Raw genomic sequence first — 21,854 nt, forward strand, 5'->3', positions numbered from 1 at the left:
TCACGCGAACTCTGGCCTCGGTTCAAGCGGCGGTGAACTTTCCGGGTGATGGGCCAGGGCAGACATGCCCCGTAACGGCCTCAGAAGGCCCCTTAAACGCGCAGCGTGACCATGACCGCCATATACCCGCCTCCCCCACCTACGGGCGCGGAAAATGGCGGGGCTGGTGGACCCGGAGAACAGCAGCTCGGCGTCTCCGTCAATCGGGCCCAGCGCATCGAGCACATGGCGAGCGTTGAAGGCGAGGCTCATCGCCTGCTCGGTGCCGCCCTGGGTGACGCTGAGCGTGTCCTGAGCGCGGCCATAGTCGCCCTCCGCAGCGAGGCGCAGAGTGCCTTCGGACACCAGAAACTCGACGCGGTTGTTGGCGTTTTTGTCGGCCAGCACGGCCACACGGTTGACCGCTTCCTTGAGGGCGGTGGCGGGCAGTGTCACCTGAAGTTTGATGTCCTTGGGAATGACCCGCTCGTAGTCGGGAAAATCACCGTCGAGCAGCTTGAGGTTCATCTTCACGCGGTCGGTGGTCACGGTGAGCATGCCGTCGCCGTAGGTGAACCGCGCCTCGCCGTCCTTGAGCACGCGAATCAGTTCGTCCACGCTGCGGGCGGGAATAATCAGGTTTTTGCCGTCGCCGCTCGCCGGAAAGTCGCGGATAGCCACCCGGTAACCGTCGGACGCCACCACGCGGGCGCTCTCGCCGTGGTGCTCAAGCTTAATGCCGCGAAACACCGCCTGAAACGCCTCGTTGCTTGCCGCGTAGCGCACGCTGGAAAAGGCGCGGGACAGTTCGCCGCCGTCCAGGCTCACATCGGCCTGTGCGGGGAAAGAGAGTGGCGGGTACGCTTCGATGTCACCGGTCTGGAGCTTGAAATCTGAGCCGCCCGAGCGCACCGAGAGTTCCTGGCCGCTCAGTTCGAGTTCGACGAGCTCACCGCCGAGGTTGCGAACGATTTGCGCGAACAGGTGCGCCGGCACCACGAAGTTTTCGGGCTGCTGCACCTCGGCAGGCACGAAGCACGACAGGTCGATTTCCAGGTTGGTGCCGCTCAGCGTCAGGCCACCTTCCGACGTTTCGACCTTCAGCGCCGTCAGCAGCGGATTGCTCGAACGGCTCGGAATCACACGTTCGAGCAGGCCCAGGCCCTCGTTCAGGGTCTTTTTGGTGACATTGGCTTTCATCACCGGCCATTCTACGCCGTTTGCCCGGCAGATTTCAGGGGAGAAAACCGCGTTTAGGACGGCCTTTTTGGCAATGGCATTTGCAGTAGAGGGTTTTTGCAGCCAACTCCCGACTTATCCACAGAACTTATCCACAACCTGGGGAAAACTTCGTGCTGGACATGAAATTGTTCTGAGCTTCGGGTCTGGAATCTGAAGAACGATCAGTCCTGAGACGCCTCACGTTGGATCTCAACTCGGAACCTCCTTTTGGAATTTTCCAGAGTCCTTTGTGGAAGGCCCAAGGTCACCTGGCCTATCTGTTAACTGTTCTTCTTAAAAAATAAAAACAGTAGTAGCAGTAGTAGGGCCTGTGGATACTGTGGAAAACTCACCTTGAAGCCGTCCCAGAGGACAAAAGTTTTCCACAGAGGGGGTGTGGATAACCCCGAAAACCTGATGGATAAGCTGTGGATAACTTGGGGGGTTATCCACAGGGCATTTTTAGGGGCAAGTTATCCACAATTTTATCCACAGGATTTTGGCACTTATCCACAGGATATCCACAGGTTTTTCCACAGAAAGTGAAAAGTTTCACCGCCATTTGGAACGGGATTTTGGAACGTTTCAGCCTATGACCTAACTTTTGGGGGCATAATCTGCATACTTCCGGCATCTCATTCTCTTCCCAGCATACCAAACTGGCCCAAAAAAGGGGCCCTTCGCCCCTCTTGGCCCGGCAACCTTACGCCCCGACTTCTTCCTCCTCTTCCTTGCCCTGAATCCGGTTACGCAGGGTGTTCACCGTGGCGGCAAGTTCGGGGTCTTTGCCCATCTGTTCGGTGATTTTGCTCACGGCGTGCATGACGGTGGAATGGTCGCGTCCGAAAAACTGGCCGATTTCGGGCAGCGAGTGGTCGGTCAGTGCGCGGATGAGGTACTGCGCCACCTGCCGGGGCACCACGATGTCGCGGGCGCGGCCCGAGCCGCGAATCAGGTCGGGGGTGGTGCCGTAGTGCGCGGCCACCTGCCGCAACACGTCGGTCATCTCGACCTTGGCTTCCTGCGGAGCGAAGACGTTGCTCAGGGCCTTGGCCGCTGCCGCCCGCGAAAAGGGCACATTGTTGAGGCTGGCGAAGGCCACCACCCGCATCAGCGCCCCCTCCAGTTCGCGGATGTTGCTGGTCACCTGCCGGGCGATGAGTTCGAGCACCTCCTGCGGAATGGTGATGTGGCCCTGCTCGGCGTTCATCTTCAGAATCGCCACGCGGGTTTCGTACTCGGGCGATTGGATGTCGGTAATCAGCCCCCACTCGAAGCGGCTTCGCAGGCGGCCTTCGAGTGTCTGGATGTCCTTGGGGGGCCGGTCCGAACTGAGGATGATCTGCTTGTTGCTCTCGTAGAGCGCGTTGAAGGTATGGAAAAACTCCTCCTGGGTGCGCTCCTTGCCCGCCAGAAACTGGATGTCGTCGACGAGCAGCAGGTCCACCGAGCGGTAGCGGTTGCGAAACTGCGTGGTCTTGTCGTCGCGGATGGCGTTGATGAGTTCGTTGGTGAACGTCTCGGTGGACACGTACTCGATGCGCTTTTCGGGAAAGCGCTCAGCGAGGTAGTGCCCCACCGCGTGCATCAGGTGGGTCTTGCCGAGGCCCACGTCCCCATAGATGAACAGCGGGTTGTACGCCTTGCCGGGCGACTCGGCCACCGCGAGCGCCGCCGCGTGCGCGAGGTTGTTGTTCGGGCCGACCACGAAGTTCTCGAAGGTGTATTTGGGGTTCAGCGTCTTGCGGTTGTCGCCGGGGGTGCTTGGGGGAGGCGTGGGCGCGGCTTTGGTTTTGGGCGTTGGGGCCGCCGCTTCGGGCGCGGGTGGGGGGTCGTTGGGGAGCAGCAGGGCGTCTTGCGCGGCGGGCAGCACCTGAAACTCGACCTGCGGGTGCTCGGCGCCCAGCGAGCGCAGCGCGGCGAGCAGCAGTTCGAGATAATGGTCGCGGAACCAGTCCTTGGTAAAGGAGTTGCGCACGCCGAGCAGCAGCGAGCCCTCCTGCACGCCGAGCGGTTTGACCGGCGCGAACCAGGTCGTGTACTCCAAGTCGGAGACGTTTTTGCGCACGTAAGCGAGGACGTCGGCCCAGATTTCCTGTGAGATAGTGCTCCCCCTCCCCCGTTCGGCGGGGAAACTTGCCCCGCAAAAGTCAGGGTCAGGGTAGCAGACGCGGTGAAGCGGGCTAGGCGTTGGGAGCGCAAAGCGAAGTCATGGGTACTGGAGACCCCTCACCCCTTGCTTCGCAAGGCCCTCTCCCCCTAGTAGAGGGTCAAAAGATGAAAAAGCCCCCTCCTGTGCGGAGAGGGATGAATGAAGCGATGGAAGATAGGGGCAGCTTCTTTATGGCGCTTGTCTCAGCCTACGCGCTGCACCTGGCCCGCCCGTTCCCAGCTCTGGCGCTCGCTGCGGGCTACCTGTTCGTGGAGGGTGAGGATGGCTGCGTTGCCCCGCGCTTCGCTTTCCTGAATGGCGCGGGCGGTCACGGTGTCGATGTAGGCCAGCCGCAGCAGTTCGGCGCTCGTCAGGCCGTCGCGGGTGGCCTTGACGCCGCGTTCCTGACGTACCGACGCGCTGTCCTTGCCAAGGACGGTGCGGTTGCTGATGCTGCCGAGCTGACCGTAGACCCGGCCCTCGCCACCGTGCCGGGCGACGGTGGCGAGCAGTTCGCGCCGGGCGCCAGTGCTTTCCAGTCGGGCAGCGAGCCAGCGCCGGGCGTCAGGCTCGGGGTTGCGCTCGGCAATCTGGGCAGCCACGCGCACGTCGCCCTGCATGGCGCGGGCGAGCAGCTCCCGCGCCCGCTTCTGCCAGCGCCGGGCTTCGGGGGTGTCGAGGGCGAAGGCAAGCGCCACGAAATCGGGCACGCTCACGGCGGCCTCGGGTCCGGCGCCGAAGTCGCGGTACGTCTCGGGCAGGCCGTGTTCGACCAGCGCCGCTTCCCAGCTTTGGGTGAGCCCGAGCTGCTGCTGGGCGGTGGGGGCGTGAAGCAAACCGTCCGCGCTGACAGGCAGCCGCACGGAGCCGAAATTGAGGGTCAGCGGAGCGTTCTTCATACAGATATTCTAGCACAGATTATGTTTTTGACATAACAAATCAGCACGGAAGCAGGGCTATTTTTCAGTGTGCAGGACGGAGAAAATTATCTTAAAGTTCGCTGAAGGCCACCCCCTGCCCTTAGAGTGGTCGTTATGTCCTATCTGTCCGAACTGCGCGCCGTGTGGGGCCACCGCGCCCTGCCCGCCGCAGGCGTGAGTGTCCTCTTGCAAGACGAAACGGGCCGCGTCCTGCTTCAGCGCCGGGGCGACGATGGGCAATGGGGAATACTCGGTGGTGGACTGGAACCGGGCGAGGATTTTCTGATTGCCGCTCATCGCGAGCTCCTTGAGGAAACGGGGCTGCGCTGCCCGAACCTGCGCCCGCTGCCGCTCTCCGAAGGGTTGGTGAGTGGGCCGCAGTTCTGGCACCGTTATCCGAACGGCGACGAGGTGTATCTGGTCGGCCTGCGAACGGAAGGCACTGTGCCCGCTGCGGCGCTGACGGATGCTTGCCCCGACGACGGCGGCGAGACGCTCGAACTGCGCTGGTTCGCTCTGGACGATTTGCCGCCGCTGAACACCAACATCAACCGCGTGAGCATGAATGTGCTGCGAGCCCGGCGCGGGCTGCCACCTTTGCCCCTGCTGGACGTGCCCTCGCCCCCGCCGCCCGGCGACTGGCTGCGCGACCTGCGGGCGCTGGTGGGCTCGCGGCCCCTGATAGCCCCCGGTGCCAACGTCGCCGTGACGAACGAGCGCGGCGAGGTGCTGCTCCTGAAACATGCGGGCACTGGGAACACAGTCACTGGGAAATGGACGCTTCCCGGCGGCAGCCTCGAACCCGGCGAGTCGTTCGCCGAGTGCGCGGCGCGGGAGCTGCACGAGGAAACGGGCCTGCGGGCGTCCCGCCTCGTTCCAGTGGAGTTGTTCGCCGGGGCCGAGTACCGCTTCACCTCCCTCAACGGCGATGTCATAGACAACATTTCCGTGCTGTTCCGGGCCGAGGACGTGCAGGGTGAATTGGCCCTCGACACCGCCGAAAGTCACGGTGCGGCGTGGTTCGCGCCGGACGCCCTGCCGCCCGCAGACGAGCTGAGCGGGCCGCTGATTCGGGCGAAGGTAAGGCGCTGGCAAGAGCTTGAACCCAGTCCAAATGAGGGCGCGTGCCCCGGAGCGGCGCCGCATCGCTTATGCTGAAAAGCTGATGAGTGCCGTCATTCACCTGCAAGCGCTGGGGCTGACCGAATACGAGGCGCGGGCCTACACCGCACTGCTGGCCCTGGGCCGCGCGGTTCCGGCGCGGGTGGCGCGTCAGGCGGGCATTCCCCGGCCCAAGATCTACGAAACCCTGGAGCGTCTGGAGGGCCGGGGGCTGTCGGCCAAGGTGGGGCAAAACCCGCTGGAATACGCGCCCCTCTCGGCCCGCGAGTACCTGTCGCGTTCGCGGCGTTCTTTCGACGACCGATTGGCGGCCCTGGACCGCGACCTCTCGCGCCTCGCCCCCGACCCGGCGCCCGAAGCGGTGTATCACCTCAACGGCGAGGCGGCCATTCGCAGCCTGGCCGAAGACCTGGTGCTCAACGCCCGGCGCTGCGTGTACCTGGCGGGCGAGCAGTCGCTGGCCGAACGCCTGGAGCGCCTCACCCCGCGCGGCGTGGAGCTGCTGCGGGCCGACCTCTCCGACCTGCCGCCCATCGCCGCGCAGGGGCAGCGGGCCTTCCTGCTCGCCCGCGACACCGAGGCCGCGCTCGTCGGGCACTTTATTGCCGAGGGCGAAAGCGGCGAGGCACACGGTGTTCACACCCACAACCCGGTCATCGTCCATCTGATTGAGGGCTACGTGAAGCTGGCGGCGCAGAAAGCAGTACAGAACAGAAGCTGACCCCGATGCCCTTCTCTGGGCGCGAGGTCAGCTTCTGTGGCCTGAATTACAGCTCGGTCGTCTCGCCGGGGTCAAGGACCCGGACCTCCACGCCGCGCCGTTCGCCCTCGGTGCGGAAGACGGCGGGGTCGCCGGTCAGGGCCGGGAAAGTCGCGTAGTGCATGGGAATGGCAACGCGCGGACGCAGCAAGTCCAGCGTGCGCCCGGCCTCTTCCGGCCCCATGGTGTAGTGGTCGCCGATGGGCAGGAACGCGAGGTCGAGTTCGCGGTCCCCGATCAGGCGCATGTCGGAAAACAGCGCGGTGTCGCCCGCGAAATACAGGCGCTGGCCGCCGAACTCGATGACCAGACCCGTGGGCATTCCGCCGTAGGTGCCGTCGGGAAAGGAGCTCGAGTGCCACGCGGGGGTCAGGGAAACGCTGCCCCACTCGGCGCGGTAGGTGCCGCCGATGTTCATGCCGACGGCGTTGTTGGCGCCGTGCGCTCCGGCGTACCCGGCGATCTCGGCGGTGGCGATGATCGGCACGCCCGCCCGTCCGAAATCCAGGGCGTTGCCCCAGTGGTCGCCGTGGGCGTGGCTGATGAGCACGGCGCTCGGCTGCCACGACTGCACTTCGCCGAGGGTCACCGGGCAGCGCGGGTTGCCTTCGAGAAAGGGTTCGATGAGCAGACGGTGCGTCCCGTCATCGAGAAAGAAAGTGCTGTGGCCGAGAGAACGGATCTTGAGCATGAGGTTGCCTCCTGGAACTCCTGAGTATGAATGAGGAGGGGCGACAGCGTGGGGATGTTGTGCCCTTTTGTCCCCTCCCCCTGATCTCAGCCGCTTCATGGCGCGGGCCCCTATAGTAGACCGGCCCCACCTGGCGGCCCTTGCCGGTGGGCGACCGAAGGAGCCTGCTGCCGTTGACGACCCTGTCCAGCCTGAACCTGCTCGGCATCACCCTGCGCGACCTGCTCGACATTCTGCTGGTCGCGGCGCTGCTGTATCAGGGGTACAAGCTGGTGGTGGGCACCCGGGCGGTCAACGTGCTGCGCGGCATCATGGTCTTTGCCGGCGTGTGGGTGGCGGCGCGGCTGCTGGGGCTGGTGACGCTGACCGACCTGCTGGGCCGGGCGGGCACGGTGGGGCTGTTCGCGCTGGTGGTGCTGTTTCAGCCTGAGCTGCGCGCCGCACTCGAACGCGTGGGCCGACCACGCGGCGCCGCCGAGCGCGATGGGGCGGCACTGCAAGACCTCGCGCGGGCGCTGGAACGGCTGGCCGAGCGCAAGACCGGCGCCCTGGTCGCCATCGAGCGCCGCACGCCGCTGGGCGAGTACGCCGCCACCGGGGTGCCGCTCGACGCGGTGGTCAGTGTGCCGTTTATTGAGGCGCTGTTTGTCCGCAATGCCCCGCTGCACGACGGCGGCGTGATTCTTCAGGGGGCGCGTATCGTGGCCGCCGGCTGCCTGTTTCCCTTGCAGGCGAGCGACGGCACCTACCGCCGCTACGGCACCCGGCACCGCGCCGCCATCGGCCTTTCGGAAGTCACCGACGCAGTGGTGCTGATCGTGAGTGAGGAACGCGGCAGCATGCGGATTGCCCTGAACGGGCGCCTGGGGCCCGACCTCACCCCCACCGAACTGCGCGAGCAACTGCGCGAACTCGTCTATGAGCGCGAGGCATTGTCCCCGCTCCCCGCCGTGCCCGCCCCCGAGGGCCGGCCATGAGCGGCGGCGAAGCGCAGGGCAAGCGCAAACAGTGGCAGCGCTGGCTGAGCCCGCGGTACGTATGGCGGCGGCTGCGGCACAACATCGGTCCCAAACTGGTGTCGCTGGGGGCCGCGCTGGTGCTGTGGTCGGTCAGCACGGGCGATCAGCGGGCGCAGGTGCAGCAGAGCTACGACGTGCCGATTACCGTGCGCGACACCACCGGGGCGTCGGGCAGCGACGAGCGGCGCGCCGTCAGCGACCTCAACCCCGAGACGGTGCGGGTCACGCTGACCGGGCGCCCCGAGCGCCTGAACGAACTGCGCCCCAGCAATATCGAGGCGCTGCTCGACGTGACCGGCGTGCCCGAGGGCAGTTTCAACCGCCCGGTGCAGATCGTCGCGCCGAGCAACACGGTGCTCAGCAAGCAGGTGCCCGAGCGGGTGCAGGGCTTCGTGGACAGCGAACTCAGCCGCACGCTGACCGTCACCCTGGGGGTCGCGTCGCCCGCCGAAAACAGCCTGCCGCGCTTTGAGGTCCGCCCCAGCGAGGTGCAGGCCACCGCCCCGAGCCGGGTGCTCAATCAGGTGACGCGGGTGGTGACCAGCCCGGTCGACCTCGACCCCGGTGAGGAACGCGAGGCCCCCCTGATTGCCCTCGACAGCCGGGGCCGGGTGGTCGAGCCGGTCACGCTGCACCCCGCCAGCGTGTCGGTGCAGCGCCTCGATACCGGGACGCTGCCGGTCAAGACGTTACCGGTGGTGCTGGGGGCGCCCCCGGCGAGCCTGCGCGTTCAGTCCCAGACCCTGCAACCGCGCACGGTGCGGGTGGTCGCCGCCCCCGAACTGCTGGGGCGCCTGCGCGAGGTCAGCGGTCAGGTGGACTACCGGGTGGGCAGCTCCACCCTGCCCGTCACGCTGCGGCTGCCCGACGGGGCACAGGCGCTCGAGACCGTCAGCGTCAGCCTTGTCGTCGAGCGGATCAAGGCCCCCGACCCCGGCGCGGGAGCGCCCACCCAGCAAAAGTCGGGGGCGTCGTCGAGCAGTGGTGGGAATTGAGCAAAGCTTCCTGAGGCCCCAGGCAGCTCATACCCGCTTCCCAGGCCCGTGGGATACTCCAGCCGATGACCAAGTTCGTGTCTGCCCCGCTGATCTGCGGTTTGGCGCTGCTGGGGGCGCTGAGTGCCGCCCACGCCCAGACCGGTATTCCGGCGCTGCCGCCCATTGCTCAGCCGCTTCCTGTTCCGGCGCCGGCTCCTGTCACGCCGCCTGCGCCAACGGTTCCGGTGCCCCAGGAACCCGCTCCGGTGCCGCAACCCCCAATGCCACAACCGTCAGTCCCTCAAACCCCGGCTCCCCAGAAGCCGGTCACGCCCCGTCCGGCCCCCGCTCCCAGCCGCGCCCCGCTGCTGATTCAGGCGCGGGCCAACGTTCCGGCGCTGGTGGCAGGCAAAAAGACGACGGTGCCGGTGCTCAAGACGCTGACCATTCCTGCCGAGCGCGCCGCCCAGTTGCGTCAGCGCGGTGAGGTGTCGGCCAGCCTGCAGGCGGACCTCGACACCTTCCTGAAGTCGCTCGCCGCTCCGCGAGACGCCCGCTTCGAGCAGCAGGACGACGGGCAGTGGGCCGTGGTGCAGCCCAACGGCCTGAAGGTGGACGCGCAGGCGACCCGCGCCGCCGTAGCCAAGGTCCTGCGCGACCCGCGCGGCGTGAGCGCCAACGTGGTCGTGACCGGACAGGTCGCGCCGCAGCGCACGCTCGATTTCTTCGCCTCGCGCGGTATTACCACCTTTCTCGCGACCGGCTTTACCAGCTACTACGGCAGCAGCCCCGAGCGCGTCAAGAACATTCACGTCGGTGCCCAGAACTTCAAGGACCGGCTGTTCGAGGGCGACGTGTTTTCCTTCAACAAGTTCATCGGCCCGGTCAGCGAGCGCAACGGCTACGTGCCGGGGCTGGTCATCGCGGGCGACCAGACGGCGAGCGGCGTGGGCGGCGGTATCTGCCAGGTCAGCACCACCGTCTTCCGCACGCTCTACGGCGCGGGGCTGGGCATCGTGCAGCGGCAAAACCACTCGTATCAGGTTTTCTATTACGACCCGCAGGGCCTCGACGCCACCATCTACCAACCGCAGCTCGATCTGAAATTCGCCAACACCACCGGCGGCCCCATCTGGTTCCAGACCGAGTGGGACGACCAGGAAGCCACCCTGACCATCACCGCCTTCGGGCAGGCGCGCGACTATCAGGTGCAGGTGGACGCGCCCAAGACCCTCAAGACCGTCGCCCCGCCCAAAGACCGCCTGATTCCCGACGCCTCGCTTCCCGCCGGGCAGCGCAAGCAGGTGGACTGGGCCGCGCCGGGCGCCACCATCGAGGTCACGCGCCGCTTCACGCGCGGCGGCAAGACCTTCAAGCAGGACACGCTGCGAAGTGTGTACCGCCCCTGGCCGAACATTTTCCGGGTGGGGACGAAGAAATAGCAGAGGGCGAAGTGTAGAGAGGGAGAGGCGATGGTGCGGCCTCTCCCCCTTTCCTTAAAACCGTATTTTTTCCATCAATGGTTCGTGCAGTTTTGAGCCCAAAAGGAAAGACCCATTGAAAATGGAGCTGTGAAATCACCGCTTCCAATGGGTCTGATGGCCATCCTACAGTACGTTCTCAGCGCGGTCCCGCTGCGCAAGACGCAGCGGAATTTCCTGACCGTGCTGCTCAGCGTTTTTCTCGCTGTTCCTGGACGGCTGAACGCCCTGAATCTCTCCCGGTATGCAGCCTGCTCGGAGAGTACGATTCGTCGTTGGCTGCACCGAAGTGACGATGGGGCCATTCCGTGGGGCGCGTTACACCAGGCGACTGTCAGTACAGCAATCGAGAGTGGGCTGATCAGCCCACTGTGCGTTCTGGCCATCGACGCCTCTTTTCACCGCAAAGCCGGTCAGCACACCGCACACCTCGGCTCGTTCTGGAATGGCTGTGCCGCGCGGACCGAACGCGGAATCGAGCAATCCTGTTGTGCCCTCATTGATGTCCAGCACCGGCAGGCCTTGACGGTCGATGTCCGTCAGACCCTGACCGGGTCTGAGGCTCCAACTCGTCTGGAACAGRCCGCCGATCAGCTGGATGACGTGCTGCTCGATCTCCGGACTGTTCAACAGCTTGATCTGGCTGCTGTCGTTGCCGACGGGAATTACGCGAAGGAACCCATCGTGGAGACCGTGACGGGTCACGGTCTCCCGTTTATCTCCAGATTGCCTCGCAACGCCAACCTCAACGACCTCTACACCGGTGAGCATCCCAGACGACGGGGGCGAAAGAAGAAGTTCGACGGTAAGGTGGACTTCAGTGACCTGCAGCGCTTCGACCTCGTCTCTGCAAGGCCGACTGAGCGGGTGTGGACGCAGGTGGTCTGGAGCGTGCAGTGGGCGCGGGAAGTGCGCGCAGTCGTCATTCAGCAGATTGGTAAAAAGGGTCAGGTCACCGGCTACGCGGTGCTGTTCAGCACCGCTGTGACCATGCCGGCTCATGAGGTCATGGCGCTGTATCGAAGCCGCTTTGAGATCGAACTGATCTTCCGGGATGCCAAACAGTTCCTGGGGGGCCAGGATGTGCAACTGCGGTCACAGCAGGGCATCGAGGCGCATTGGAACGTGGTGCTGCTGACCCTGAATCTTTGCCGACTGGAGGCCCTGCGAGCGGCAGGTGGCGGGCAGGATCTGGTGTTCAGTCTCGAAGACATGAAACGCAGGGCGTATAACGCCCTGCTGGCCCAGGTCATTTTATCCAATCTGGACCTCTCGGCTCGCTTTGAAGAATGAGCGAATTCGCCGTTCAGTCCGCTGGATTTCGGACTTAAAGCCGCCTAAAACTGCACGAACCATTGTTTATGCGCTCCGCGCAAAATTGCGCCCGGACATGTCCGGTACTCAATTTGAAACCGTGTGAAGGGTGGCGATCAGTTCGGCGGCGCCTTCCCGACTGTGCAGGAATTAAGCGGAATCCGTATGAGACCAGCGGGCCGTTCTTGCCGAGAGGTTTCTTCTGCATCACCTCGAGCTCAAGCCTGCTGCCCGGCGAGTTGGGAGGCGACAGCTTCTTTCAGGCTGGTGCTGGGCCTTCCAATCAGTTCGCGCAGGTCGCTGTTGGGCAGCTCCAGTTCGCCCCGCGCCACCCCTTCGTCCGAGGAAACGAGCATCTGCGCGACAGGCGCAGGCAACCCGAAGCCTTCCAGGGTGCGCTGATAGTCTTCGGGCGCGAAATTGCGGTATTGCACGTCCTTGCCGCTCTGCTTCGACAGTTCGGCGGCCAGTTCGGACAGGCTGAACGCTTCGTCGCCCGCCAGTTCGTACACTTTTCCGGCCTGTCCGTCACGGGTCAGTGCGGCGGCAGCGGCCTCGGCCAGGTCCTTGCGGGAGGCGGCGCTGATGCGGCCCGTTCCGGCGGCTCCCAGGACACTTCCGGTCTGCAATGCCTGCGCCAGATCGTAGTTTTCCAGATACCAGCCGTTCCGCAGGAGGACGAACGGCACGCCGCTTTCGGTCAGCAATTTCTCGGTGGCCTGATGGTCGGCGGCCAGGGACATCCGGGCCGTGTCGGCCTTGAGCAGGCTGGTGTAGGCGAGCAGTTCCACGCCCGCTGCGCTGGCCGCCTCGATCACCGTGCGGTGCTGGTCCGCGCGGTCATTCAGGTCGCTCGACGAAATCAGCAACAGCCGCTGCACCCCCGCCAGTGCCCTGTCCCAGCCTTCCGGCGAGTTGTAGTCGGCCTGACGAATCTGCACGCCGGGCGCGAACAGACCCTGCGCCTTGGCAGGATTCCGGACGATGGCGACGATGTGGTCGGCAGGCACACCGCGTTCCAGCAACGACGAAACGACGAGCTGACCGAGCTTCCCGGTGGCGGCGGTGACGGCGATGGTCGGGGATGAGGTGGAATTCATGGTGGACTCCTTTTGGATAGGCTTGAGGAAGCAGATTCAGAGTGTCTGGGCCGGACAGCTTGGAGAATGATCTCCCCTCGAAGGCCCATATCGTGGGCGTTTTCCTGAGGGTGCGTCGCGTCGCCCACATGACCACCCGTGAAGCTGGCGAAAGGGAGCATAGGGCAGTGCTCCAGAAAATCCTTCAAGCGGCTTTGAGAGACTCGGCCACTTCCAGAAGATTAGCCCAGGGACGGTCGTATCCCAAAGCGGAATGATATGGTTTCAAATTGAGTCCCGGACATGTCCGGGCGCAATTTTGCGCGGAGCGCATGGAAAAAATACGGCTTTAAGGAGATGGACGGGCATCCGGCGCCTCTTCCGGATGTTCGGGAATCGGATTAAAGCCGTATGAGGGCCAACAGTGTTGCACCAGGTGCGGAACTCAGCGCATAACGCGCTCAGTTCCGCTTTTGTTTTCGGCCCCTCCCTGAAGATGAACTCGCACTTCAGGGTGCAGTTGACCCGCTCCAGAATGCCCATTCCATCCTTCTGCGACACTTTGACTCTTATCCAGGTCCCCACCTCGTTACAGGCAGCTTTGAAGTCGTCTGACGTTATTCCTCGGCCTCGTAACCCAGGATTTGCAGAATCCGGTCGAGCTCCTCGCGGGAGCCGTAGTTGAGTTCCACGCGGCCCTTGTCCTCGCCGGTGATTTTGACGCGGGTGCCGGTGCGGCGGCTGAGGTCGAGTTCGAGCTGCCGGTAAGCGCGCGGCGGGTTGACCTTGATGGGCGCGCCCTGCCCCTTGTCGCGTCCGCCGCGCTCGCGCTTGAGCGCTTCGGCCTCGCGGACGTTCAGGCCCCGGCTGCGAATCTGCTCGAAGGCCCACAGGCGATCGGCTTCCGGCTGCGTCAGGACGGCGCGGGCGTGGCTGGCGCTGATGCTGCCTTCGTCGAGCGCGCGCAGCACCGGCTCGGGGAGGGTCAGCAGGCGCAGGGCGTTGGTCACGGTGCTGCGGCCCTTGCCCACCGCCTGCGCTACGCCTTCCTGGTTCAGGCCCTGGTCGAGCAGCGCTTGATACGCCCGCGCTTCTTCCAGCGGGCCGAGGTCTTCGCGCTGCAAGTTCTCCACGATGGCGATTTCGAGCGCCTCGCGGTCGCCGAGGTCGCGAATCATCACCGGCAGTTCGGTCAACCCGGCGAGTTGTGAGGCCCGCCAGCGTCGTTCGCCCGCCACGATTTCGAAGGCGTCGCCGCGCGGGCGCACCAGCAGCGGCTGCAACACCCCTTTTTCGCGGATGCTCTGGGCGAGTTCGGCGAGCGATTCGGGCTCGAACACCTGCCGGGGCTGGTAGGCGGCCTGGGCGATGCGCTCGATTTTCAGGGTCTGCACCTGTGTTCCCGTCCCTGCCTGCGCGACGGGCTCGCCTTTCTTGGTCAGCAGGGCGTCGAGGCCCCGGCCCAGGCTAGATTTTTTCGACACGTTGCAGCACCTCCTCCGCCAGGCGCTTGTAAGCGGCGGCCCCACTGGAGAGCGGCGCGAAGGCGTTGATGGGCTTGCCGAAACTCGGCGCCTCCGAGAGCCGGACGTTGCGCGGCACCACCGACCAGAACACCAGTTCGCCGAAGTGCTGCCGGACCATCGTTTCGACTTCCTGCGCCAGATTGGTGCGCGAGTCGAGCATGGTCAGCACGATGCCCAGCACCTTGAGCCGGGGGTTGAGGCCGCCCTGCACGCGCTCCACTGTCTCCATCAGCCCGGCGAGGCCCTCCAGGGCGTAGTACTCGGCCTGCACCGGAATCAGCAGGGCGTCCACCGCCGCCAGCACGTTCACCGTCAGCGGCCCCAGGCTGGGCGGGGCGTCGACCAGCACCAGGTCGTAGCCCTGCACGCTCGCCAGCAGCCGCGCCAGGGCGTCGGGGTCGTCGGCCAGTTCCACGCCCGCGCCCGCCAGGTCGGGGGTGGCGGGCAGCACGTCCAGGCCTTTTTGCGTGGTGCCGAGGGTAAAGTCGGCGCTGCGGGCCGGTTCGCCCAGCGCCTCGTACAACCCCTGTTCGGCCCCGCGCTGCCCCAGCCCGCTGGTGGCGTTGCCCTGCGGGTCCATGTCCACCACCAGCACCCGGCGGCCCCCGGCGGCGAGGTAGGCCCCCAGGTTGACGGCGGTGGTGGTCTTGCCCACCCCACCTTTCTGATTGACGACTCCGATGGTTTTCATGCCTCTCCTGTCACTCCTGGCCCCTCCTGCACACCTGCGCGGCGCCTGCCGGTTGCTCCCGCGCAGTGGCGCACAGGTCCAGAGTCTAGAGCAGTTCTCCGAATGGCGTGCTGCGGGGTCCCCGCCCGCGTGGTCCGTCATTCCGCGTCCTGCTCGTCAAATCTGCTGTCAACGGGACTGTTCTTTCGCTTTCCAGAAGAGCGGCTGATGGGTCGGCACGCCCTCACGGCGGGGGTATTTGGCCGGGGTGGGGCGCTGCTTTTCCAGCACGATGAGGGTGCGGGCGTCGCCCGAAACGGGCAGGGTGAAGGGGTCCACTTCGATGATGCGCCCGCCGACTTCGCCTGCCGCCCGCCGCCCGGCGTCGAGTTCTTCTTCGCTGAGAGGCCCCTTTTGCGCCACGAACACGCCGCCGACGCGCAGCAGCGGGAGTGCCAGCTCGGCGAGCACCGGCAGCGCCGCCACGGCGCGGGCGACCACCCGGTCATAGCTCCCACGGTGCTCGGCACTTTGCCCTAGTGTCTCGGCGCGGCCCACCTGCGGGGTGACGTTGGAGAGGCCCAGTTCAGCGGCGGTCTCGCGCACGAAATCGATTTTCTTGCGAATGGAATCGAGCGGGGTCAGCCGCAGCTCGGGGCGCAGGATGGCGAGCGGCAGCGCCGGAAAGCCCGCGCCGGTGCCGAGGTCAAGCGTCTTCCACTCGCCGTCCAAATGACCGCCGCGCAGGGTGGTCAGCGAGTCCACGAAGTGCTTGAGCACGATGTCCTCTTCCGTCTTCAGGGCGGTGAGGTTGAGCCGCTCATTGCCCGCGCGCAAGAGCGCCAGCAGCCGGGCAAACTGCTCCTCGTGCGGGGCCACGTCCAGGCCCAGGTCGTCGGCCCCGCGCCGCAGCAGTTCGCGGCCCGCCGGGGTCAGTGCGTCGGGAATCACAGGCCATACCTCCGTTTCATGTCCTGGTAGCGCTCGTAGGCGTGCTCGTCGGTCTGCTCCAGCGGCAGCTCGTCGAGCAGGGGAATAAGGGACTCGCGCAGCGTCTGCCCGCGCATCATCCACTGAAAATAACTGCGCCCGCCGTGGGTGTAGGGGCCGTAGAGCTTGGACTCGGGGAACATTCCCAGCAGGGTTTCAAACAGCCGCTGGTGCCGGGTGTGCATCCGCAGCGTGACGTGCGGCTGCTTGCCGTCGCCGCCGAAGTGCCCCTCGCCAATCAGGATGCCGAGCAGCAGCCCGCGCTGAAAGTCGTTCAGTTCGGTCATGTGGGCTCCCCTGCGGGCCCGGCCCACTCACGTCTTTTCGTCACTCTGCCTGTCCGCCAGTCCACCGCCGGACTGTATCAGGCCGCCTCTTGCCCAGGTTCCTTTGACTCAGGCTGACTCAGTCGTCTTCCAGCAGCAGCTCCAGCCCCCGGCTCGCCGATTCGCGCAGGCTGAAGGTGGCGTCCGGCGTCAGGTCGGTGGCCTCGGGGTTGATTTCGATGACGGCGCCGCCACGCCGCAGCGTCTCCGCTGCCAGCCCCGCAGCCGGGTAGACCACGCTGCTCGTGCCGATGACCAGGGCGACTTCGGCCCCGGCAAAGGCCCGCTGCGCCGCGTCCAGCGCGTCTACCGGCAAGTATTCCCCGAACCAGACGATGTGGGGGCGCATCCGCTGGCCATTGGGAGAAAGCGGCGGCAGCGTCAGCTCGTCCGGCGCGGCCAGGGGAAAGACCTCGCCGGTCAGTTCGTCGCGGGCCTGCAAGAGGTTGCCGTGCAGTTCGACCAGTTCGCCTCCTGCGCTCCCGCTGCCGGCGCGGGCGTGCAGGCCGTCCACGTTCTGGGTCGCCAGGAAAAAGCCCGGGCCCTTGCGCCGTTCGAGTTCGGCCAGCAGCTCGTGGCCCCGGTTGGGCTGCGCGGCCAGCACGTCGCGGTAGCGCCCGGCGTACCACTCCCACACGAGGTCGGGGTCGCGGCGGTAGGCGTCCGGGCTGGCGAGGTCCTCGGGCCGGAAGCGCGCCCAGTGGCCGGTCTGCGCGTCACGGAAAGTCGGAATGCCGCTCTCGGCGCTGATGCCCGCGCCCGTCAGCACGGCGACGCGGCGGGCAGCCTTCAGGGCGGCGCGGGCTTGGGAAAGGTCCATGCCGTGAGGATAAAGGGCCCTGAAGCTAGATGGCCCTGTAGAGAAAGGGACGAGGCCGGGAGCGGACGTGAACTCCGCTTACTGGCCCCCTCCCCGCCATCACCGCCGCAGCTTGCGGGCGGCTTCCTCCGGCGTCAGCTCGCCGCGTTCGAGCTGGCTGAGCACCTCGTCCTGCGGGTCGGGCGCTTCGGGTTCGTAGCCCATCGCTCGCAGCAGGGCATCGAAACGCGAACGCACCGTGGGGTACGAGAGGCCCAGAACCCGCTCCACTTCCTTGAGGTTGCCGCGCACCCGGATGTAGAGGCGCAGAAATTCGAGGTTCTCGGGTGTCAGGGTGGCGAATTCGTTGAGTTCGAACACCCCGCGCACGGTGGTGCCGCTGGTCGGAAACCGCAGTTCCGTGACCAGCGGCGCTTCGGTTTCGTCGGGAAAAGGCAGAGGCAGCGGGCGCATGGGGGGATGGTAGAGGGTCGGGAGCTTTTGCAGCGCGAACCGCCCCGGCCCTGTCACCGGAGGACGGTCACCGAATGCTGATCTGAATCTCGTTCCCCGCGCTGTCCTCCGCCGTCACGAGGTCGCCGGGCGGCGGGTCAGCCTCGATCAGCAGTTGCAGCGCCTCCAGGCTGAAACCTGCCGCTTCCAGTGCGCGTACTCCGTGTGGCGGAATCAGCTTGTGCAGATGCGGCGCGAGGCTCAGCGGAAAGTGGGCGTGGTACTCGCTGCCGTCACTCGACTCGGTGTGAACGCTCAGGACACGTGCCGAGGGCCCCGGCTGCGGGCTTCCCCAGTTCAGGTGCTGCTGGGGTGAGTCGGCGGCGCTGTCCAGGGTGCGGCCCACGAGTTCGGCTGTGCGGTCAGTCATGGCTTCTCTTCCTCCAGGGCGGCCTCGTCCCGGCTGGGGCGTCCGCGGCGACGGGTCACGCAGCCCGCGCAGCAGCAGCAGGTGCTCGGCAAGTTGTTCGGCGCTCAGGTTCTCGCGGGCCAGCAGCGAGGCGAGCAGTTCACGGTCACTGCCTTCCAGCGCCAGTTTCGGACTCAGCGCGGCCAGCAGCGGCGCGGCGTCGTCCAGCGTCAGGCGGCCCGCCTGCACCAGCCCGAGCAGGCGCACCACCTTTTCCCTCATGCGGTCTTCTCTCACGCTGTCCCCAGCCGAATCTGGCCGCCCGCCACCTGACAGGACAGCAGCGCGGCTCCGTCCCCGAGCTGCCCCTGGTACCTCGCGCTGCCGAACTCCCCACTTTTGCGGGTGGCGAAGTCGGCGGCGAACAGGCCCCCGGTAACCCGGGCGTCCACCCGCAGCGAACTGTCCGGACGGAGGGCTAGCCGGGCATTGCCCCCATGCAGTTTCAACTGGTGCTCGCCCGACGCGAGTTCCCCGTTCCAGTTCAGGTTGCCGCCGTGAATGCGGGCACTCAGAGCCGTGCTCCCCGCCACGCTTACGTTGCCGCCGTGCACCGTGAGGTCCGTGCCGCCCATCACTGCGCCCACGCTGAGATTGCCGCCCTGGATGCGAGCACTCAGGGACGCCATAGCCGCTGTCCTCACATTGCCGCCGTGCAGCGTGATCTGCAACTCGCCGCCGAGGCCCGGCAGGGCCACCTGACCGCCGTGTACCTCGGCCTGCACATCGCGCGGCGCGAACGGCAGGGTCAGCACCGCTCGCACGTTGCGCCAGTCTCCGCCCAGCCAGCCCCGGCGAGCCGTGTCCTTCACCTCACGCACCTGCCAGCCCTGCGGCGTGGCGGTCAGTTCCACCCGCCCCGGCTCGCTCACATGCAGTTGCGGGTGCGGCGCGGCGCTGTCCTGAACGACATGCAGCGCGTAGCCGGTCACGTCCAGATGCAGGTTCGGGGGGGTGTCGGTCGCCGCCGTCAACGGGGCGAGGTTGAGGGGTTCGCCGGGCTCATCGCCGGCCAGACCGTCCAGCAACTCGGCGGCTTCCTCAGCGGTGAGTTTGCCTGTGGCGACCAGATGTTCGACCTGGGAACGGAACTGCTCGTGCTGCTCTTCGTTCATGGTGCCTCCTTAAGAGAATAGAAACATGGAATTACCAAAATGTCAAACCCAGGCTTTCATGTTTATGCCGAGTTCAGAGGGATTTTACCCATAAAAACGATAATTCCCAGACCGACCTAGAAAACCGGAGTTTATAGAATGGTAAATCACCCCTTCACCCCTCCCCTTTCAGCCTCCGGGCTATCCTGCTCGGCATGACCCAGCCCGAACTCACCCCCGCCCAGCGCACCGAGGTGGAACTCCTCGCCCGGGGCCGCGCCGACAAGAGCCGCGTCCTGCGCGACCTGAAGCTGCCCGAAACGCCCGAGGCCGCCCACGCGCTGCTGCTGCGCCTCGGCGTCTGGGACGAGGCCCGCACCCCCTACGCCGACCGCCTGCGCGCCGCTTTGAACGCAGTGGAGTTGCCGGTGCCCGACTTCGACCCCGCCGAGGAGCGGCTCGACCTGACCCATCTGCCCACCTTCGCCATCGACGACGAGGGGAACCAGGACCCCGACGACGCGGTGGGCGTGGAAGACCTCGGTGGCGGCCTGACCCGGCTGTGGGTGCACGTGGCCGACGTGGCGGCTCTGGTGGCCCCCGACAGCCCGCTTGACCTCGAAGCGCGGGCACGCGGCGCCACCCTCTACCTGCCCGACCGCACCATCGGGATGCTGCCCGACGAACTGGTGGCGAAGGCGGGGCTGGGCCTGCACGAGGTGTCTCCGGCGCTCTCCATCTGTCTCGACCTCGACCCGGACGGCAACGCCGAGGCGGTGGACGTGCTGCTGACGCGCGTGAAGGTGCAGCGCCTCGCCTATCAGGAGGCGCAGGCCCGGCTGGAGGCGGGCGAGGAACCCTTCGTCACGCTCGCCCGCCTCGCCCGCGCCAGCCGCCGCCTGCGCGAGGGCGAAGGCGCGCTGTCCATCGACCTGCCCGAAGTGCGCGTGAAGGCCGACGAGACGGGCGCCTCCGTCTTTCCGCTGCCCAAGCCCGAGATGCGGACGGTGGTGCAGGAGTGCATGACGCTGGCTGGCTGGGGGACCGCCATCTTTGCCGACGACAACGAGATTCCCCTGCCCTTCGCCACCCAGGACTACCCCACCCGTGAGGTGGCGGGCGATACCCTGCCCGCGATGTGGGCGCGGCGTAAGACGCTGGCCCGCACCCGCTTTCAGCCCTCGCCAGGGCCGCACCACGGGATGGGCCTCGACCTCTACGCCCAGGCGACGAGCCCCATGCGCCGCTACCTCGACCTGGTGGTGCACCAGCAGTTGCGGGCCTTCCTGGCGGGCCGCGACCCGCTGAGCAGCAAGGTTATGGCCGCGCACATCGCCGAGTCGCAGATGAACGCCGACGCCACCCGGCAGGCCGAGCGCCTCAGCCGCCGTCACCACACCCTGCGCTTCATCGCCGCGCAGCCGGAGCGCGTGTGGGACGCGGTGGTGGTGGACCGCCGGGGGGCACAGGCCACGCTGCTGATTCCCGACCTCGCCTTCGACGTGCAGGTAAACACGCCCGCCGCTCCCGGCACCGCGCTGCAGGTGCAATTTGCCGATATCGACCTGCCGCAAATGCGGGTGCGGGCGCGCAGCGTCTGACGCTGTCAGCAAGCGAATCCGCAGCGGGACATTTCGCCCTGAACGAAAAAAAATGACGTTCTAGACGCGGGAAAGTTGCCTCATCTTGCATTTGGAAAGCGCCAGAGCTGTCTAAACTGCGGGTATGACTGCCGCGAGCCTTCCCTGCGACATCGTGTCCCTCCGCATGGCCCACTGCCGTGCCGAGCACGCCGCCGGAAGTCGGCAGTATCACCTCGCGGTGCTGCATTACCGCACCTGCCTCGAAGTCGCCGAGCGCCGCGAAGACTGCCGCGCCATGCAGTTTTTCGCGCTGCGCCTCGCCGAGTGCTATGACGAAATGGGCCTGAGAACCAAGGCGCACTCTTTCCGTCATCTCGCCGACGCCGATGACACCGCTCTGCTGGGCTAAAAATTCTTTTGCTCTAAAGCATTTGACAGAATGATCTGGTCTGTCTTTGACCCTCTACCTTGATGGGAGAGGGCCTTGCGAAGCAAGGGGTGAGGGTGTCTTTTTCTGTCAAATGCCCTAGTAAACGTCAGGAAGACCAACTGGGCCGGAATGGACTCTGCCGATACTCACTGATTTGCTGTGCGAGGCGCAGAGTCATCAGAAGATGTTCGTACCGTTCGGGATGACCATTGAGAGCCTGTCCGCTGGGATGCCAACTGTTGAGGGTCACAGTCCTGCTGACGGCTCTGCCCTTGACCCGCGCCCACCCGCTGGCGGCGGCTCGTCCCAGCGTGACGACGACAGCCAGCTCTGGCAAAAGCTCGATGAGCTCGGCGAGAAGGTCGGCGCCTTCCTGAATCTCGCCTTGCTTGACGCCGCGAATTCGGTGGTCATCACCTACGTACCACGGCACGATATTCCACAACAAAAGCTGTTCACGACGCACGCCGCTGTCTGCAATGAGCTGAAACATGGTGTGGGCCGTGTGGTCGTCATTGTCCATGCTGATAAATCCACTGCCACCGCGGGACTGCGCGGCTTGTGGCCCCGGCGCTTCCAGCAGGCAGAGAATGCGGCTGTTGACGCCTCCACCTGCCGGGTCAAGCTCTGGAATGTCCAGGCCGCGTGGCGCCACCCTTGCCCGTAAGTCCTGAAGGTGAGCTTGCAGCGGGACGTGGTGCGGCAAAGTGAGCTAGGAGCGGCGCTGCTCTACTTGGGTAGGGTCGGCAAGCTGTCTGGATGAAGTTGGAAATTCTGGGAGAGCGCTGTCCATGTCCCC

At 65.8% G+C, this 21,854-nt stretch carries 21 protein-coding genes and 1 pseudogene; 8 read left to right on the top strand and 14 right to left on the bottom strand.

Going from position 1 to position 21,854, the window contains the following annotated elements; all coding sequences use genetic code 11:
• Nucleotides 1-92: 92 nt before the first annotated feature.
• From dnaN to ddrC, 3 genes and pseudogenes are all read right to left on the bottom strand, one after another.
• Nucleotides 93-1,179, bottom strand: a pseudogene (gene dnaN / locus DR_RS00005) (DNA polymerase III subunit beta).
• A gap of 724 nt (nt 1,180-1,903) precedes the next feature.
• Nucleotides 1,904-3,304, bottom strand: coding sequence for a chromosomal replication initiator protein DnaA (dnaA, locus tag DR_RS00010; protein WP_027480258.1), 1,401 nt, complete (start codon nt 3,302-3,304; stop codon nt 1,904-1,906).
• 251 nt (nt 3,305-3,555) lie between these two features.
• A complete protein-coding gene (ddrC, locus tag DR_RS00015) occupies nt 3,556-4,251 on the bottom strand; it encodes a DNA damage response protein DdrC (protein WP_027480257.1) in 696 nt (231 codons plus the stop codon).
• A 135-nt stretch (nt 4,252-4,386) separates the two neighbouring features.
• Here ddrC and DR_RS00020 point away from each other — a divergent pair, with 135 nt between their 5' ends.
• Both DR_RS00020 and DR_RS00025 read left to right on the top strand, forming a co-directional pair.
• Entirely contained in the window at nt 4,387-5,430 is a 1,044-nt protein-coding gene (locus tag DR_RS00020; protein WP_034350843.1) for an NUDIX domain-containing protein, read from the top strand.
• Between the two features lie 7 nt (nt 5,431-5,437).
• The gene (locus DR_RS00025; protein ID WP_010886653.1) at nt 5,438-6,115 is read left to right on the top strand and encodes a TrmB family transcriptional regulator; all 678 of its coding nucleotides are present in this window, start codon (nt 5,438-5,440) and stop codon (nt 6,113-6,115) included.
• Nucleotides 6,116-6,161: 46 nt separating this feature from the next.
• Here DR_RS00025 and DR_RS00030 read toward each other — a convergent pair whose 3' ends face one another.
• Nucleotides 6,162-6,845, bottom strand: coding sequence for a metal-dependent hydrolase (locus tag DR_RS00030; protein WP_027480256.1), 684 nt, complete (start codon nt 6,843-6,845; stop codon nt 6,162-6,164).
• Between the two features lie 173 nt (nt 6,846-7,018).
• Between DR_RS00030 and cdaA the strand changes: the two genes are divergently transcribed.
• From cdaA to DR_RS00050, 4 genes are all read left to right on the top strand, one after another.
• Nucleotides 7,019-7,822, top strand: a complete 804-nt coding sequence (gene cdaA / locus DR_RS00035; RefSeq protein ID WP_027480255.1) for a diadenylate cyclase CdaA — start codon at nt 7,019-7,021, stop codon at nt 7,820-7,822.
• Nucleotides 7,819-8,859, top strand: coding sequence for a CdaR family protein (locus DR_RS00040; RefSeq protein ID WP_010886656.1), 1,041 nt, complete (start codon nt 7,819-7,821; stop codon nt 8,857-8,859). The genes cdaA and DR_RS00040 overlap by 4 nt, the downstream gene beginning before the upstream one ends.
• A gap of 65 nt (nt 8,860-8,924) precedes the next feature.
• Nucleotides 8,925-10,283, top strand: coding sequence for a VanW family protein (locus DR_RS00045; RefSeq protein ID WP_010886657.1), 1,359 nt, complete (start codon nt 8,925-8,927; stop codon nt 10,281-10,283).
• Nucleotides 10,284-10,430: 147 nt separating this feature from the next.
• Nucleotides 10,431-11,615, top strand: a complete 1,185-nt coding sequence (locus DR_RS00050) for an IS4-like element ISDra7 family transposase (protein ID WP_164927999.1) — start codon at nt 10,431-10,433, stop codon at nt 11,613-11,615.
• Between the two features lie 239 nt (nt 11,616-11,854).
• On the opposite strand, the gene DR_RS00055 is transcribed toward DR_RS00050, so the two are convergent.
• The 9 genes from DR_RS00055 to DR_RS00095 all read right to left on the bottom strand — a co-directional run bounded on the left by DR_RS00055 (nt 11,855) and on the right by DR_RS00095 (nt 19,063).
• Nucleotides 11,855-12,736 (bottom strand): SDR family oxidoreductase, encoded by an 882-nt coding sequence (locus tag DR_RS00055; protein ID WP_010886659.1) that lies wholly within the window; start codon nt 12,734-12,736, stop codon nt 11,855-11,857.
• Nucleotides 12,737-13,332: 596 nt separating this feature from the next.
• Nucleotides 13,333-14,199 carry a ParB/RepB/Spo0J family partition protein ParB gene (gene parB, locus DR_RS00060; RefSeq protein ID WP_010886660.1) on the bottom strand — a complete coding sequence of 289 codons (867 nt, stop codon included), beginning with the start codon at nt 14,197-14,199 and terminating at the stop codon, nt 13,333-13,335.
• Complete coding sequence (locus DR_RS00065) at nt 14,183-14,932, bottom strand: ParA family protein (protein ID WP_027480253.1); 750 nt, start codon at nt 14,930-14,932, stop codon at nt 14,183-14,185. The genes parB and DR_RS00065 overlap by 17 nt, the downstream gene beginning before the upstream one ends.
• 168 nt (nt 14,933-15,100) lie before the next feature.
• On the bottom strand, nt 15,101-15,862 hold the full coding sequence (gene rsmG / locus DR_RS00070) for a 16S rRNA (guanine(527)-N(7))-methyltransferase RsmG (RefSeq protein ID WP_010886662.1): 762 nt from the start codon (nt 15,860-15,862) through the stop codon (nt 15,101-15,103).
• The gene (locus DR_RS00075; RefSeq protein ID WP_027480251.1) at nt 15,859-16,188 is read right to left on the bottom strand and encodes a hypothetical protein; all 330 of its coding nucleotides are present in this window, start codon (nt 16,186-16,188) and stop codon (nt 15,859-15,861) included. The genes rsmG and DR_RS00075 overlap by 4 nt, the downstream gene beginning before the upstream one ends.
• Nucleotides 16,189-16,306: 118 nt before the next feature.
• The gene (locus DR_RS00080) at nt 16,307-17,047 is read right to left on the bottom strand and encodes an SIR2 family NAD-dependent protein deacylase (protein ID WP_010886664.1); all 741 of its coding nucleotides are present in this window, start codon (nt 17,045-17,047) and stop codon (nt 16,307-16,309) included.
• A 99-nt stretch (nt 17,048-17,146) separates the two neighbouring features.
• Entirely contained in the window at nt 17,147-17,500 is a 354-nt protein-coding gene (locus DR_RS00085) for a DUF2089 domain-containing protein (RefSeq protein ID WP_027480250.1), read from the bottom strand.
• 67 nt (nt 17,501-17,567) lie between these two features.
• Nucleotides 17,568-18,170: a hypothetical protein gene (locus tag DR_RS00090; RefSeq protein WP_027480249.1), complete on the bottom strand. Its 603-nt coding sequence runs from the start codon at nt 18,168-18,170 to the stop codon at nt 17,568-17,570.
• A gap of 11 nt (nt 18,171-18,181) precedes the next feature.
• The gene (locus DR_RS00095) at nt 18,182-19,063 is read right to left on the bottom strand and encodes a hypothetical protein (protein ID WP_010886667.1); all 882 of its coding nucleotides are present in this window, start codon (nt 19,061-19,063) and stop codon (nt 18,182-18,184) included.
• 194 nt (nt 19,064-19,257) lie between these two features.
• Here DR_RS00095 and DR_RS00100 point away from each other — a divergent pair, with 194 nt between their 5' ends.
• Entirely contained in the window at nt 19,258-20,643 is a 1,386-nt protein-coding gene (locus tag DR_RS00100) for a ribonuclease R family protein (protein ID WP_010886668.1), read from the top strand.
• Between the two features lie 124 nt (nt 20,644-20,767).
• The gene (locus DR_RS00105) at nt 20,768-21,034 is read left to right on the top strand and encodes a hypothetical protein (protein WP_010886669.1); all 267 of its coding nucleotides are present in this window, start codon (nt 20,768-20,770) and stop codon (nt 21,032-21,034) included.
• Between the two features lie 127 nt (nt 21,035-21,161).
• Here DR_RS00105 and DR_RS17215 read toward each other — a convergent pair whose 3' ends face one another.
• Entirely contained in the window at nt 21,162-21,710 is a 549-nt protein-coding gene (locus tag DR_RS17215; RefSeq protein ID WP_162177767.1) for a uracil-DNA glycosylase, read from the bottom strand.
• Nucleotides 21,711-21,854: the final 144 nt, after the last annotated feature.

This window comes from Deinococcus radiodurans R1 = ATCC 13939 = DSM 20539 (assembly GCF_000008565.1).
GTDB classification, from domain to species: domain Bacteria; phylum Deinococcota; class Deinococci; order Deinococcales; family Deinococcaceae; genus Deinococcus; species Deinococcus radiodurans.

Bases quoted from the DNA above. Each gene is read 5' to 3' on its own strand.
- DR_RS00085 (WP_027480250.1), bottom strand. From the start codon at position 17,500: ATGCGCCCGCTGCCTCTGCCTTTTCCCGACGAAACCGAAGCGCCGCTG.
- DR_RS00030 (WP_027480256.1), bottom strand. From the start codon at position 6,845: ATGCTCAAGATCCGTTCTCTCGGCCACAGCACTTTCTTTCTCGATGAC.
- ddrC (WP_027480257.1), bottom strand. From the start codon at position 4,251: ATGAAGAACGCTCCGCTGACCCTCAATTTCGGCTCCGTGCGGCTGCCT.
- DR_RS00105 (WP_010886669.1), top strand. From the start codon at position 20,768: ATGACTGCCGCGAGCCTTCCCTGCGACATCGTGTCCCTCCGCATGGCC.
- DR_RS00090 (WP_027480249.1), bottom strand. From the start codon at position 18,170: ATGAGGGAAAAGGTGGTGCGCCTGCTCGGGCTGGTGCAGGCGGGCCGC.
- DR_RS00065 (WP_027480253.1), bottom strand. From the start codon at position 14,932: ATGAAAACCATCGGAGTCGTCAATCAGAAAGGTGGGGTGGGCAAGACC.
- DR_RS00040 (WP_010886656.1), top strand. From the start codon at position 7,819: ATGAGCGGCGGCGAAGCGCAGGGCAAGCGCAAACAGTGGCAGCGCTGG.
- DR_RS00020 (WP_034350843.1), top strand. From the start codon at position 4,387: ATGTCCTATCTGTCCGAACTGCGCGCCGTGTGGGGCCACCGCGCCCTG.
- DR_RS00095 (WP_010886667.1), bottom strand. From the start codon at position 19,063: ATGAACGAAGAGCAGCACGAGCAGTTCCGTTCCCAGGTCGAACATCTG.
- DR_RS00100 (WP_010886668.1), top strand. From the start codon at position 19,258: ATGACCCAGCCCGAACTCACCCCCGCCCAGCGCACCGAGGTGGAACTC.
- DR_RS00080 (WP_010886664.1), bottom strand. From the start codon at position 17,047: ATGGACCTTTCCCAAGCCCGCGCCGCCCTGAAGGCTGCCCGCCGCGTC.
- DR_RS00025 (WP_010886653.1), top strand. From the start codon at position 5,438: ATGAGTGCCGTCATTCACCTGCAAGCGCTGGGGCTGACCGAATACGAG.
- DR_RS00045 (WP_010886657.1), top strand. From the start codon at position 8,925: ATGACCAAGTTCGTGTCTGCCCCGCTGATCTGCGGTTTGGCGCTGCTG.
- DR_RS00075 (WP_027480251.1), bottom strand. From the start codon at position 16,188: ATGACCGAACTGAACGACTTTCAGCGCGGGCTGCTGCTCGGCATCCTG.
- DR_RS00055 (WP_010886659.1), bottom strand. From the start codon at position 12,736: ATGAATTCCACCTCATCCCCGACCATCGCCGTCACCGCCGCCACCGGG.